Origin of the sequence: Microbacterium sp. 2216-1 (assembly GCF_046507855.1) — a bacterium.
In the GTDB taxonomy this organism is placed as follows: Bacteria; Actinomycetota; Actinomycetes; order Actinomycetales; family Microbacteriaceae; genus Microbacterium; species Microbacterium esteraromaticum_C.
Window position 1 is genome coordinate 1,022,787 of the sequence record NZ_JBKFTM010000001.1, and the last position, 13,112, is coordinate 1,035,898.

The window sequence follows — 13,112 nt, forward strand, 5'->3', positions numbered from 1 at the left end:
TATCGTTGCAGTCATGAGTGCTGTCCCCACGCCGTACGAAGATCTGCTCCGCGACGTGCTCGAGAACGGCACGCACAAGGACGACCGCACCGGTACCGGCACGACGAGCGTCTTCGGACGTCAGATTCGTTTCGACCTGTCGCAGGGCTTTCCGCTGATCACTACCAAGCGCGTGCACTTCAAGTCGATCGCGTACGAACTGCTGTGGTTCCTGCGGGGCGACTCGAACGTGCGGTGGCTGCAGCAGAACGGCGTGACGATCTGGGACGAGTGGGCGGATGCCGACGGAGATCTCGGCCCGGTCTACGGCGTGCAATGGCGGTCGTGGCCGACGCCGGACGGCGGCAGCATCGACCAGCTCTCGCAGGTGATCGAGCAGATCAAGGCGTCGCCCGATTCGAGGCGCCTGATCGTCTCGGCCTGGAACCCGGCCGATATCCCCGATATGGCGCTCGCCCCCTGCCACGCACTGTTCCAGTTCTACGTGGCCGACGGCAAGCTCTCGTGCCAGTTGTACCAGCGCAGCGCCGACCTTTTCCTCGGGGTGCCGTTCAACATCGCCTCCTATGCGCTGCTGACGCTGATGGTCGCGCAGCAGGCCGGCCTACAGCCCGGTGACTTCGTCTGGACCGGCGGCGACTGTCACATCTACGACAACCACGTCGACCAGGTGCGCGAGCAGCTCAGCCGCGATGCCTACCCGTATCCGACGTTGCGGATCACCCGCACGCCGGCGTCGATCCTCGACTACGTCTATGAGGACTTCTCGGTCGACGACTATCAGCACCACCCGGCGATCCGGGCGGCGGTGGCCGTATGAGCGCCGCTACCGTCGTTCCCTGGGTGGGGCTGATCTGGGCCGAGGCGAACGGGGGAGTCATCGGTGCAGCGGGTGGTATGCCTTGGCACGTGCCCGAGGATCTCGCGCACTTCAAGCGCACGACCCTCGGCGACCCGGTCGTCATGGGACGCAAGACGTGGGACTCACTTCCCGAGCGCTTCCGCCCGCTGCCCGGCCGCGAGAACGTCGTCATCACCCGACAGCAGGGATGGAGCGCAGAAGGCGCCCGCCGGGCGGCCACCGTGCACGACGCGTTGCGCGGCCTCGAACGCGCATGGGTCATCGGTGGATCCGAGATCTTCCGCCAGCTGATCGGGCAGGCCGATCGGCTGGAGGTCACGGAACTCGACCTCGACGTCGACGGCGATGCGTTCGCGCCCGCGCGCACCGGCTGGCGTCTGGTCGACGAGGGGGAGTGGCAGACGTCGAGCACCGGCATCCGCTATCGCTTCCTGGGATACGAGCGCTGATGCCCACCGCACTCATCACCGGCGCCAGCGCGGGACTCGGCGCGGAGTTCGCCCGTCAACTGGCCGCCAGGTGCGCCGACCTCGTGCTCGTCGCCCGCAGCACCGAGGCGCTCGACAGCCTGGCGGAGCAGCTGCGCGATGATCACGGCGTCGCCGTCGAGGTGATCACCGCCGACCTGGCGAGTGAGGACGACATCACTCGCGTCGCCGACCGTATCGCGGATGCCGGGCAGCCGATCGATCTGTTGATCAACAACGCGGGGTTCGGACTGCCGCTGCAGTTCGCCGACAACGACATCGACGACGAGGTGCGTCACCTGCGCGTGCACGTGGAAGCCTCGATGCGGCTGATGCACGCGGCCATCCGCGCGATGCGCGGCCGCGGCGGACGCATCATCAACGTCTCCTCGGTCGCCGGCTTCATCTCGCGGTCCACCTACTCGGCCTGCAAGTCATGGCTGATCGGCTTCAGCCGGTGGGCGAATGCCGAGTATGCGCGTGACGGCGTCACGGTGACCGCAGTGTGCCCCGGCTTCACACACACGACATTCCATGAGCGGATGGGGCTGGCCCCGGGGCACGAGGGGATCCCGTCGATCCTGTGGCTCAACGCCTCCGACGTCGTCCGCGAGGCGCTGCGCGACGCGGCACGGGGCACGGCGGTGTCGATCCCGTCCTGGCGGTACAAGGCGATCGTCGCTATCACCAAGGTGCTGCCGCCGTCGCTCACATCGGGCGTGGCGCGCCGAGGCCGGGTGTGACGGGCATCCGACGGGTGCCGAGCACGACCTGCGAAACGCTACGCTGAGAGGATGACGCACACCGACAATCCCTTCGGACAGGTTCTTGTCGCGCTGGTCACACCGATGACCGCCGACGGCGAGGTCGACTGGCCCGCCGTCGAGAAGCACATGGACCGTGTGATCTCCGACGGGGCCGACGGCATCGTCGTCACCGGCACCACCGGTGAGACCTCGACTCTCACCGACCCCGAGAAGATCCGTCTCGTCGAGGTCGGCAAGGACGTCTCCGCGGGCCGCGCCAAGATCATCACCGGCGGTGGGTCGAACGAGACCGCCCACGCCATCGAGCTGTACCGCGCCAGCGAGAAGGCCGGAGCCGACGGCATCATGATCGTCACCCCGTACTACAACAAGCCGACACAGGCGGGCATCCTCACGCACTTCCGTCTCGTCGCCGACGCCACCGACCTGCCGGTGATCCTCTACGACATCCCGGGTCGCACCGGCGTGCCGATCAAGTACGAGACCATCCTCCGGCTGGCCAAGCACCCCAACATCCTCGCCGTCAAGGACGCCAAGGGCGACTTCTCCGAAGTGAGCCGTGTGCTCAACCAGACCGACCTGATGTACTTCTCCGGCGACGACGCGAACGTCCTCCCGCACCTGGCGATCGGTGCGACCGGGCTGATCGGCGTCACGGCGAACATCACCTCGGCCCCCTACCGCACCATCGTCGACGCGGTCAACCGTGGCGACCTCGCCACGGCGACGGCCGAGCATCGCCGCCTGGAGCCCCTCGTGCGCGCCACCATGACGCACGTGCCCGGAACCGTCTCGGCCAAGTACATCCTGCACGGGCTCGGCCGCATCGGCAGCCCGCGCGTGCGTCTGCCTCTGGTGGGCCCGGAGGAGTGGGAAGCCGCCATCATCGAGGACGAGCTCGCGCTGGTGAAGGACGTACCGGGCGCCGACTTCTCGAACTTCCGCCCCGACCGCAACGCTGCGGCCGGCGGCGCGCTGCCCAAGGTGCCAGGCACCACACGATGAGCGCTGCCATGCGCTGACACGTCAAGACCGGACACGAGGTGTCCGACGGAGGAGACATCCATGTCCATTCCCCTCGCCGATCCCGAACCGCTCGCACAGGGCACGCTCCGCGTCACCCCGCTGGGCGGCCTGGGCGAAGTCGGCCGCAACATGACCACGTTCGAGTTCGACGGCAAGATCCTGATCGTCGACTGTGGTGTGCTCTTCCCCGAGGAGCACCAGCCGGGTGTCGACCTGATCCTGCCCGACTTCGAGCCCATCAAGGACCGCCTCGATGACATCGTCGGCGTGGTGCTGACGCACGGCCACGAAGACCACATCGGCGCCGTGCCGTACCTGCTGCGCCTGAAGCCCGACATCCCCCTGATCGGATCGGGACTGACCCTCGCACTGGTCGAGGCGAAGCTCAAGGAACATCGCATCAAGCCCTTCACCCTCACGGTGAAGGAGGGGCAGCACGAGAAGGTGGGCCCGTTCGACCTCGAGTTCATCGCGGTCAACCACTCGATCCCGGATGCCCTCGCCGTCGCGATCCGCGCACCGGCCGGTCTGGTGCTGGCCACCGGTGACTTCAAGATGGACCAGCTGCCGCTGGACGGCCGCATCACCGACCTGCGCGCTTTCGCGCGGCTCGGCGAAGAGGGAGTCGACCTGTTCCTGGTCGATTCGACCAACGCCGACGTGCCCGGCTTCACGCCCACCGAACGCTCGATCGGGCCCGTGCTCGACCAGGTGATCGGCAAGGCGCCGCGCCGGGTCATCGTGGCCAGCTTCTCGAGCCACGTGCACCGTGTGCAGCAGGTCATCGACGCCGCCCACGCGCACGGCCGGCGGGTGGCGTTCCTCGGCCGCAGCATGGTGCGCAACATGACCATCGCCGAGCAGCTCGGGTATCTGCAGGTGCCCAAGGGGCTCCTGATCGACTACAAGAAGGCGCGCGACCTCCCCGAGGACCAGATCGTCTACATGTCGACCGGTTCGCAGGGTGAGCCGATGGCCGTGCTCAGTCGGATGGCGAACCTCGACCACGCGATCGAGCCCGGCGAGGGCGACACCGTCATCCTCGCGTCGAGTCTCATCCCCGGCAACGAGAACGCGGTCTACCGGGTCATCGACGGCCTGACCAAGCTTGGCGCGAACGTCGTTCACAAGGCCAACGCCAAGGTGCACGTCTCAGGTCACGCGGCGGCCGGCGAGCTGATCTACTGCTACAACATCCTGCGTCCGAGGAACGTCCTCCCGGTGCACGGCGAGTATCGCCACCTCATCGCCAACGCCAAGCTGGCGCAAGACACCGGCATCCCCGAGGAGCGCACGATCATCGCCGGGAACGGGACGATCATCGACCTGCGCGATGGTGAGGCACGCGTCGCGGGCCAGCTCGACATCGGCTTCGTCTACGTCGACGGATCGACCGTCGGCGGCATCACGGATGCCGACCTCAAGGACCGCCGCATCCTCGGTGAGGAGGGCTTCGTCTCGGTCATCGTCGTGGTCGACTCCTCGACCGGTCGGATCATCTCGGGGCCCGAGATCCACGCCCGCGGTGTCGCGGAGGACGACGCGGTGTTCGACGACATCACGCCGAAGATCGTGGCGGCGCTGAAGGAGGCCGCCGGCAACGGCGTGCGCGACAACCACGCGCTGTCGCAGATCATCCGACGTACGATCGGTCGCTGGGTGAACCAGAAGCTGCGTCGTCGTCCGATGATCGTTCCGCTGGTGATCGAGGCTTGACGACCCCGCGGAAACCGCGCAAGGCCGCGTCATTGCGGCCCGATGTCGGCGCTCGGCCGTAGCCTGGATCCCATGGCCAGGAGCACTACCAAGTCCGAGCGCGCGTCTGGGGGCGCCTCGTCGTCGCGCCCGAAACGGCAGACGACACCTCGGTCGACCGCGAAGGCCGCACCGACGCCGAAGAAGTACGTCGACGAGGTCGACAGACCGCCGCTCGCTGTGCGCATGTGGCTTGGCCTCGCGCACGGCGTCGGCGGTCTCTTCCGCGCGTTCGGACCTGAGAACCTTGAGAAGGATCAGCGTCGCGACGGTTTCCCGTTCCTGCTCGTGCTGCTGGCGTGCATGGGCGCCGTGGTGGAGTGGTTCTTCATCGGCAACGAGGTCGCCGCGCAGATCTCCGCCTACAGCTTTGGCTTGATGGTGGGGCGCACGGCGTTCTTCATGCCGGTGCTGCTGGTGCTCCTGGCGGGCTGGCTGTTCCGGCATCCTCCGTCAGTGCACGACAACGGACGTATTGGCATCGGCTTCGGCACACTCGTCCTGTCGATCGCGGGCATCTGCCATGTCGCGTCCGGCGCCGCAGACGGCAGCCGTCCGCAACCGCGTGACGGAATGCCGGCGCTGAGCGAGGCCGGTGGGCTGTTCGGCTGGCTGCTGGGCGAGCCATTGGCGTTCCTGACGCCCGTGGTCGCGTACATCGTGCTTGCACTGCTCATGGTGCTCAGCATCCTGATTCTCACGAAGACTCCACCGAATCGCATCGGCGAGCGGTTGGGTGACCTGTACGCCTGGATGTTCGGCGCCGAGCGCCCCATGCGCGCACCGGCGGTCGATGAGGCGCCGCAGGACGCGGAGCCCAACGACGATTCGCTCCCGTGGTGGCGGCGCAACAAGACCGGCCGCGAGGAAGACCCCGACGACGGTGTCGACTCCCAGGCGATCACCGCGCTGTTCGATGAACCGAGCGACAGTAACGCGGCCTACGAGCAGGCCGTCATTGTCGACGAGACGCCGCAGCCGGATCCGCACGACGCGGCCACCGAGGTGCTCACCGATCTCAGCGCGCTCACCGGGCAGCTGGGTGAGCAGGGTGCCACTGCACTGCTCGACGATGACGGCGACACCGGTGAGCTGCCCGGCATGGATGGTTTCGGCACGGCCGGCCCCGGCGCGTCCGCGCCGCAGCCGCCGGCGGCCCCGTACGTGCTCCCGTCCCCGTCCGCGCTGAAGGTTGGCCCGCCGCCGGTGGTGCGTTCGGATGCCACAGACCGCACGATCGAGCAGATCACGAGCGTGCTGACGCAGTTCAAGGTGGATGCCAAGGTCACGGGGTTTTCGCGCGGCCCGACGGTCACGCAGTACGAGATCGAGGTCGGACACGGCGTCAAGGTCGAGAAGATCACGCAGCTCAGCAACAACTTCGCCTACGCGGTGGCGTCCAACGACGTGCGCATCCTGTCGCCCATTCCGGGGAAGAGCGCGATCGGTATCGAGATCCCCAACGTCGACAAAGAGACCGTCGCCCTGGGTGACGTGCTTCGGTCGTCGGCCGCGCAGAAGAGCACGCATCCGCTCACGATCGGCGTCGGCAAGGATGTCGGCGGCAACATCGTCGTCGCCAACCTCGCGAAGATGCCGCACCTGCTCGTGGCAGGTTCCACGGGCTCTGGTAAGTCGAGCTTCGTCAACTCGATGATCACGAGCCTGCTGATGCGGGCTCGTCCGGCCGACGTGCGCATGGTGCTGATCGACCCGAAACGCGTCGAGTTGACCAGCTACGCGGGTGTTCCGCATCTGATCACACCCATCATCACCAACCCCAAGAAGGCGGCTGAGGCGCTGCAGTGGGTCGTGAAAGAGATGGACATGCGCTACGACGACCTGGCGTCGTTCGGGTTCCGCCACATCGACGACTTCAACAAGGCCGTCCGTGCCGGTGAGGTCGAGGTCCCCGTCGGCAGCGAGCGCGTGCTCAAGCCCTACCCGTACCTGCTGGTCGTCGTCGATGAGCTCGCCGACCTGATGATGGTCGCGCCGCGAGACGTCGAAGACTCGATCGTGCGTATCACGCAGCTCGCACGTGCATCGGGCATCCACCTGGTTCTTGCCACGCAGCGACCCAGCGTCGACGTGGTCACCGGATTGATCAAGGCGAACGTGCCATCGCGACTGGCCTTCGCGGTCACCAGCGTGACCGATAGCCGCGTGATCCTCGACGCCCCGGGCGCTGACAAGCTGATCGGTCAGGGTGACGCCCTGTTCTCGCCGATGGGTTCGTCCAAGCCGTTCCGTCTGCAGGGCGCGTGGGTCGATGAGAGCGAGATCTCGTCGGTCGTCAAGCACGTGACGCAACAGGCGCGGCCCGAGTACCGGCCCGACGTGCAGGAGTCCGCGGAGGCGAAGAAGAAAGAGGTCGACGAGGACATCGGCGACGATCTCGAGCTGTTGCTGGCCGCCGCCGAGCTCATCGTGTCATCGCAGTTCGGATCGACGTCGATGCTGCAACGCAAGCTGCGGGTCGGATTCGCGAAGGCGGGACGGTTGATGGACCTGCTCGAATCGCGCGAGATCGTCGGCCCCTCGGAGGGCTCGAAGGCGCGCGACGTTCTGGTCACCTCCGAGCAGCTGCCCGCGGTGATCGCCAAGCTGCGCGGCGATGACGTACCGTCCGCACCCGCGGCTGCCGAGACTGCTGCCGCTCCGATCGATCCGATCGAGCAGCAGTTCGAAGGGCTCCCCGTAGTGGAGAGCGAAGACGACGGCGACGAAGACGCCTGGGGATTGACAGGACGCGACTGATGAGCATTCCACGACAGCTTCCCAACGCGATCACGATCGCGCGGATCCCTCTGGCGATCGTCTTCTTCGTGATGCTGCTGGTCGCCGGTCCCTTCGGCGAAGACGACATCGTGATGCGCTGGATCGCAGGCGCGTTGTTCGTGATCGCGATCTCGACCGACTGGGTCGATGGCTATCTCGCCCGCAAGTACGACATCGTGAGCGACTTCGGCAAGTTGTGGGACCCGATCGCCGACAAGTTGCTCACCGGCGCAGGATTTCTGGGCCTGGCCATCCTCGGCGAGGTGGGCTGGTGGCTCGTGATCATCATCCTGGTCCGGGAATGGGCGATCACCGTTCACCGATTCGTGATCGTGCACGAGCATGTCGTCGCCGCGGCATGGATGGGCAAGCTCAAGACCGCGGTGCAGGGCGTGGCGCTGAGTTGGGCGCTGCTGCCGTTGCACACGGTGATCGGCATTGAGCCGTGGGTCGTCGTGACACAGGTGCTGATGGTGGTGGCCCTGGTGCTCACCGTGGCCAGCGGGATCGACTACGTGGTGGCGCAGGTGCGAGGAAGCCGCCGGAGATGACGGTCGCCGCCGAGCTGCTGACTCTCTTGGCAGAGCGCGGATGGCGACTAGGCGTCGCTGAGTCGCTGACCGGCGGCGCCGTCTCGGCGGAGCTCGTGACGGTGCCCGGAGCATCTGGGGTGCTCAACGGAGCGGTCGTGGCGTACGCCACGCCGGTCAAGCAGACGCTTCTCGGGGTGGATGCGAAACTGCTGGAGCAGCACGGGCCGGTGCACCCCGAGGTGGCGGAGCAGATGGCCGACGGGGTGCGTCGCGCCGTCGCCGTCGACGGACGAGCCACTGAGGTGGGGGTAAGCACCACCGGCATCGCGGGCCCCGACTCGCCCGACGGTCAGCCCGTCGGGACCGTGCATGTGGGCGTCGTCACGCCTGTCGTTCGTCTGGTGCGCTCGTTCGTGTTCGCGGGGGATCGGTCGCAGATCCGTGCTCAGGCTCGGGATGCCGCCCTGGCCGCCGCGCTGGAGGCGGTGCGGGAATAGCACGGCTCGTTGTGGGGTTCCACGTGATGTGCGCAACACACGACGCGACTATCCGTTGCACAGCCGAAGGTTCACAACCGAGGCACAGGCAGAAACAGTAGATTCAGCAGTACCCGGTGGCGTTAGACTGGCGATCCACTCGGATTCAGAGAATGTGTGGGAGGGGAGGTTCCGATGATTCTTGTCAGACAAGAGATCGGCGAAGTGCTGCGGGACTTCCGCCTGCAGAAGGGGCGCACTCTGCGTCAGGTCGCAGGCAAGGCCTCCGTGGCGCTCGGTTACCTGAGCGAGGTGGAGCGGGGCCAGAAAGAGGCATCCAGCGAGATCCTCGCGTCGGTGGCAGAAGCACTCGATGTGCCCATCTCGACGATCATGCGCGAAGTCGGCGACCGGATCTCGGTCCTCGAGGGACTCAGCCCCTTCCCCGACGTCGTTCCCGACGACCTGGTGGCATCGGTCGAGCCCGAGCTGTCGCTGCACTGAGCGACGAGGCGAAGCGTGCGACGCAGTGAGTTCCTGCGCGCGGTCGACGAGGAGTTCGGCGCGCGCGCGAACGCGTTGACCCACGATCTGTTCCTCGGCGATGTCGGAATGACGGCGCATGATGCGTTGGAAGCCGGCATTCCGCCTCGGCAGATCTGGCTCGCGCTGTGCGCTGAGGCGGATGTCCCGCCGGAGCGCCGCTACGGCGTGGGCAGGGTCGAACCACGCCGTCACTGAACAGATGTCCGCGCCTTTTCCGGCGTGTCGTCGAATCTCTGTTCGATGAGGGCGTATCGTTCTGCACAAGTGGTTCCGATGCGCTTTCTTTTCACAGTGCGCGGGATAGCCGACGCGATGTCGGTGGCCCCGCCTACGGTGTGAGAGGTGGTTACGAACCACTCGCCTTGTCGGAGAGCCGCCCCAGAGGGGGAGGCCGCGACAGCCTACAGGCGGCAGCAATCGAGATTCTGAGGAGCACGTCATGCCATCCACCGACGACCGCGAGAAGGCCCTGGATTCCGCTCTCGCGCACATCGAGCGCCAGTTCGGCAAGGGATCGATCATGCGACTGGGCAGCGAAGAGCGCGCACCCGTCGAGATCATCCCGACCGGATCCATCGCGCTGGACAGCGCCCTCGGAATCGGAGGGCTGCCCCGCGGGCGCATCATCGAGATCTACGGTCCGGAATCGTCCGGTAAGACCACGTTGACCCTGCACGCGATCGCCAACGCGCAGCGCGCCGGTGGTATCGCCGCCTTCATTGACGCTGAGCACGCGCTCGACCCCGAGTACGCACGCAAGCTCGGCGTCGACATCGATCAGCTGCTGGTCTCGCAGCCCGACACGGGTGAGCAAGCGCTCGAGATCGCCGACATGCTGATCCGCTCCGGAGCCATCGACCTGGTCGTGATCGACTCCGTCGCCGCGCTGGTGCCCGAGGCTGAGATCAAGGGCGACATGGGTGATTCGCACGTCGGTCTGCAGGCTCGACTGATGTCGCAGGCGCTGCGAAAGCTCACTGGTGGGCTGAACCAGACGAAGACCACCGCGATCTTCATCAACCAGCTGCGCGAGAAGATCGGTGTGTTCTTCGGCTCTCCCGAGACCACCGCGGGTGGAAAGGCGCTGAAGTTCTACGCGTCGGTACGCCTCGACATTCGCCGCATCGAGACACTGAAGGATGGCACCGAGGCGGTCGGAAACCGCACCAGGGTGAAGGTCGTCAAGAACAAGATGGCGCCGCCGTTCAAGCAGGCCGAGTTCGACATCCTCTACGGCGTCGGCATCTCGCGCGAAGGCAGCCTGATCGATTTCGGCGTCGAGCACGGTATCGTGAAGAAGTCCGGATCGTGGTACACCTACGACGGGGATCAGCTCGGACAGGGCAAGGAGAACGCCCGGAACTTCTTGCGCAACAACGACGACATCGCCCTGGCGATCGAAGAGCAGATCAAGCAGAAGCTCGGTATCGGAGGCAAGGCTGAAGCGCCCGCCGATGAGCTCGCCGAGCGTCGCCCGGCCTAATCATCATGAACGGCACTGGTCAGGACGACGGCCGCGAACACCTGGCCCCGGTCATCCCGATCTTCGGTGGGTCTGTCGATGTCGGCAGGCCCACCGCCGGGGCCGAGCGTGGACGCCCCGCGCGAGAGCCTGCAGCCCCTCAGCTGGACGAGACGTCTCCGGCGGCGCGCGCCGCCGCTGCACTCGACCACGCGGAACGCACCGTCGCGCTGCGTGCTCTGAACGCGGCGCACGCGCGGGACGCGCGGGACGACGCTCGGGAAAGCATGGACGATGAGTCCGTGAAGCTGCGCGAGAGAGCCGAAGAGGCGCTTGTACGCAAGCTGCGCTCCAAGGCGCTCTCGGTCGCCGAGTCCCGGGCGGTTCTGCGCGAGCACGATCTCGACCGGGAGACCATCGACGAGATCATCGACGAGTTCAGCGATCGCGGATACATCGACGATCGAACACTCGCCGAGCTACTGGTCACCTCGGGTGCAGAGCGTAAAGGGCAGGGACGGGTCGCGCTCGCGCGGGTGCTGTCGCAGCGGGGGATTCCCCGCGACATCGCCGAGGAGGCTCTGTCGGAGTTGCCTGATGACGATGCCGAACGGGCTCTGGAGTTCGCACGCAGCAAGGCACCGGGCATGACGCGGCTCGAGCCCGACACCGCCCTGCGCCGACTGCTGGGCCAACTCGCGCGTCGTGGGTACGGGGGATCGGTGGCGATGAACGCTGCTCGTACTGCGCTCCGTGAAGCGGGCAGGGGTGCGAGCGGTGCCCGCTCGGGTGTGCGCTTCGTGGACTCGGAGTGAGCGCGCGCCGGCAGACGGCGGGCCCCGATCCCAATAGGCGCGAGGCCTCGTAGAATAGCTGTCACCATGACTACTCCGCGCAGTGAACCGACCATCATCGCGCCCTCGGCGGCGGCGGTCGGCGCCGACGGCCGCCGGCGCTCGTACGAGGTGCGTACTTTCGGTTGCCAGATGAACGTGCACGACTCCGAACGACTCTCGGGTTCCCTGGAGAGTGCGGGGTATGTTCGCTCGGATGCCGGTGAGGACGCCGACGTCGTCATCATCAACACCTGCGCGGTGCGCGACAACGCAGCGGGCAAGCTCTACGGCACGCTTGGTCACTTGAAGTCCCGCAAGGACAAGCATGAGGGCATGCAGATCGCCGTCGGCGGCTGCCTCGCTCAGATGGACCAGCAGGCCGTCCTCGACAAGGCGCCGTGGGTCGACGTGGTCTTCGGCACGCACAACATGGGATCGCTGCCCGGTCTGCTCGAGCGCGCGCGTCACAACGGCGAGGCCGAGCTCGAGATCCTCGAGTCGCTCGAGATCTTCCCCTCGACGCTGCCCACCAAGCGCGACTCGGCGCACAGCGGCTGGGTGTCGATCTCGGTCGGCTGCAACAACACCTGCACGTTCTGCATCGTCCCGAGCCTCCGTGGCAAGGAGAAGGACCGCCGACCGGGTGACATCCTGAACGAGATCCGTCTGCTCGTCGAGGACGGCGCGATCGAGGTCACGCTGCTGGGGCAGAACGTGAACTCGTACGGTGTGGAGTTCGGCGACCGACAGGCGTTCAGCAAGCTGCTGCGCGCCGCGGGCGAGATCGAAGGACTGGAGCGCATCCGCTTCACCAGCCCGCACCCGGCCGCATTCACCGACGATGTGATCGACGCAATGGCCGAAACGCCCAACGTGATGCCGCAATTGCACATGCCGTTGCAGTCGGGAAGTGACAGCATCCTGCGGTCCATGCGACGCTCGTACCGCAGCTCGAAGTACCTCGGCATTCTCGATCGGGTGCGCGAGCGGATCCCGCATGCAGCCATCACCACCGACATCATCGTGGGCTTCCCGGGTGAGACCGACGAGGACTTCGAAGACACCATGCGCGTCGTCGAGCAGTCCCGCTTCTCGAGCGCGTTCACGTTCCAGTACTCCATCCGTGAGGGCACGCCGGCCGCGACGATGGAGAACCAGGTCCCCAAGGCCGTCGTGCAGGAGCGCTACGAGCGGCTGATCGCGCTGCAGGAGCGCATCTCGCTCGAAGAGAACGAGAAGCAGGTCGGTCGCGAGATCGAGGTACTGGTCTCGGTGGGCGAGGGCAAGAAGGACGCCGAGACCCACCGCCTCACGGGACGTGCGGAAGACAACCGCCTGGTGCACTTCGAGGTGACACCCGGTTCGGAGCTGCCACGCCCCGGAGACATGGTGACCGTGACGATCACCCACGGTGCTCCCTTCCATCTGCTCGCGGACGATCCGACCGGTGCGCCGTTGCGCATCCGTCGCACGCGCGGCGGCGACGCATGGGACCGCGCCCAGGCCGAGACCTGCGGTGTGCCGGCGCCGTCCGGACAGTCAGGTGCACCGCGCGCCGTCTCGCTGGGGCTGCCGACGCTCCGCGTCGACGGGTGACGGGC

13 protein-coding genes are annotated in these 13,112 nt (G+C 66.7%); all 13 read left to right on the forward strand.

The annotated features are described in order from the left end of the window. The first annotated feature begins 13 nt into the window (after nt 1-13). The 13 genes from ACLD0U_RS04665 (at nt 14) to miaB (ending at nt 13,107) form a co-directional block, all read left to right on the forward strand. A complete protein-coding gene (locus tag ACLD0U_RS04665; protein ID WP_410339969.1) occupies nt 14-820 on the forward strand; it encodes a thymidylate synthase in 807 nt (268 codons plus the stop codon). Continuing rightward, nucleotides 817-1,311 (forward strand): dihydrofolate reductase, encoded by a 495-nt coding sequence (locus ACLD0U_RS04670; RefSeq protein WP_224817667.1) that lies wholly within the window; start codon nt 817-819, stop codon nt 1,309-1,311. The genes ACLD0U_RS04665 and ACLD0U_RS04670 overlap by 4 nt, the downstream gene beginning before the upstream one ends. Next, the gene (locus ACLD0U_RS04675; RefSeq protein WP_410339970.1) at nt 1,311-2,072 is read left to right on the forward strand and encodes an SDR family NAD(P)-dependent oxidoreductase; all 762 of its coding nucleotides are present in this window, start codon (nt 1,311-1,313) and stop codon (nt 2,070-2,072) included. Before ACLD0U_RS04670 ends, ACLD0U_RS04675 begins: the two co-directional genes overlap by 1 nt. Nucleotides 2,073-2,123: 51 nt before the next feature. Further along, nucleotides 2,124-3,101, forward strand: coding sequence for a 4-hydroxy-tetrahydrodipicolinate synthase (gene dapA / locus ACLD0U_RS04680; RefSeq protein ID WP_179411095.1), 978 nt, complete (start codon nt 2,124-2,126; stop codon nt 3,099-3,101). Nucleotides 3,102-3,161: 60 nt separating this feature from the next. Next, entirely contained in the window at nt 3,162-4,838 is a 1,677-nt protein-coding gene (locus ACLD0U_RS04685) for a ribonuclease J (protein ID WP_410339971.1), read from the forward strand. A gap of 72 nt (nt 4,839-4,910) precedes the next feature. Further along, nucleotides 4,911-7,637, forward strand: a complete 2,727-nt coding sequence (locus ACLD0U_RS04690) for an FtsK/SpoIIIE family DNA translocase (protein ID WP_222445747.1) — start codon at nt 4,911-4,913, stop codon at nt 7,635-7,637. Next, entirely contained in the window at nt 7,637-8,209 is a 573-nt protein-coding gene (gene pgsA, locus ACLD0U_RS04695) for a CDP-diacylglycerol--glycerol-3-phosphate 3-phosphatidyltransferase (protein ID WP_410339972.1), read from the forward strand. The genes ACLD0U_RS04690 and pgsA overlap by 1 nt, the downstream gene beginning before the upstream one ends. After that, complete coding sequence (locus tag ACLD0U_RS04700) at nt 8,206-8,688, forward strand: CinA family protein (protein ID WP_410339973.1); 483 nt, start codon at nt 8,206-8,208, stop codon at nt 8,686-8,688. Before pgsA ends, ACLD0U_RS04700 begins: the two co-directional genes overlap by 4 nt. Before the next feature lie 174 nt (nt 8,689-8,862). Next, entirely contained in the window at nt 8,863-9,171 is a 309-nt protein-coding gene (locus ACLD0U_RS04705; protein WP_179411090.1) for a helix-turn-helix domain-containing protein, read from the forward strand. Between the two features lie 15 nt (nt 9,172-9,186). Continuing rightward, nucleotides 9,187-9,408, forward strand: a complete 222-nt coding sequence (locus tag ACLD0U_RS04710) for a DUF3046 domain-containing protein (protein WP_179411089.1) — start codon at nt 9,187-9,189, stop codon at nt 9,406-9,408. A gap of 244 nt (nt 9,409-9,652) precedes the next feature. Beyond that, nucleotides 9,653-10,696, forward strand: coding sequence for a recombinase RecA (gene recA / locus ACLD0U_RS04715; RefSeq protein ID WP_410339974.1), 1,044 nt, complete (start codon nt 9,653-9,655; stop codon nt 10,694-10,696). A gap of 5 nt (nt 10,697-10,701) precedes the next feature. Further along, nucleotides 10,702-11,490, forward strand: a complete 789-nt coding sequence (locus tag ACLD0U_RS04720; protein ID WP_410339975.1) for a regulatory protein RecX — start codon at nt 10,702-10,704, stop codon at nt 11,488-11,490. A gap of 66 nt (nt 11,491-11,556) precedes the next feature. Continuing rightward, entirely contained in the window at nt 11,557-13,107 is a 1,551-nt protein-coding gene (miaB, locus tag ACLD0U_RS04725) for a tRNA (N6-isopentenyl adenosine(37)-C2)-methylthiotransferase MiaB (protein WP_410339976.1), read from the forward strand. Nucleotides 13,108-13,112: the final 5 nt, after the last annotated feature.

Excerpts from the sequence above, each read along its gene's own strand:
- ACLD0U_RS04665 (WP_410339969.1), top strand. The coding sequence starts at position 14 with ATGAGTGCTGTCCCCACGCCGTACGAAGATCTGCTCCGCGACGTGCTC.
- ACLD0U_RS04670 (WP_224817667.1), top strand. The coding sequence starts at position 817 with ATGAGCGCCGCTACCGTCGTTCCCTGGGTGGGGCTGATCTGGGCCGAG.
- ACLD0U_RS04675 (WP_410339970.1), top strand. The coding sequence starts at position 1,311 with ATGCCCACCGCACTCATCACCGGCGCCAGCGCGGGACTCGGCGCGGAG.
- dapA (WP_179411095.1), top strand. The coding sequence starts at position 2,124 with ATGACGCACACCGACAATCCCTTCGGACAGGTTCTTGTCGCGCTGGTC.
- ACLD0U_RS04685 (WP_410339971.1), top strand. The coding sequence starts at position 3,162 with ATGTCCATTCCCCTCGCCGATCCCGAACCGCTCGCACAGGGCACGCTC.
- ACLD0U_RS04690 (WP_222445747.1), top strand. The coding sequence starts at position 4,911 with ATGGCCAGGAGCACTACCAAGTCCGAGCGCGCGTCTGGGGGCGCCTCG.
- pgsA (WP_410339972.1), top strand. The coding sequence starts at position 7,637 with ATGAGCATTCCACGACAGCTTCCCAACGCGATCACGATCGCGCGGATC.
- ACLD0U_RS04700 (WP_410339973.1), top strand. The coding sequence starts at position 8,206 with ATGACGGTCGCCGCCGAGCTGCTGACTCTCTTGGCAGAGCGCGGATGG.
- ACLD0U_RS04705 (WP_179411090.1), top strand. The coding sequence starts at position 8,863 with ATGATTCTTGTCAGACAAGAGATCGGCGAAGTGCTGCGGGACTTCCGC.
- recA (WP_410339974.1), top strand. The coding sequence starts at position 9,653 with ATGCCATCCACCGACGACCGCGAGAAGGCCCTGGATTCCGCTCTCGCG.
- ACLD0U_RS04720 (WP_410339975.1), top strand. The coding sequence starts at position 10,702 with ATGAACGGCACTGGTCAGGACGACGGCCGCGAACACCTGGCCCCGGTC.
- miaB (WP_410339976.1), top strand. The coding sequence starts at position 11,557 with ATGACTACTCCGCGCAGTGAACCGACCATCATCGCGCCCTCGGCGGCG.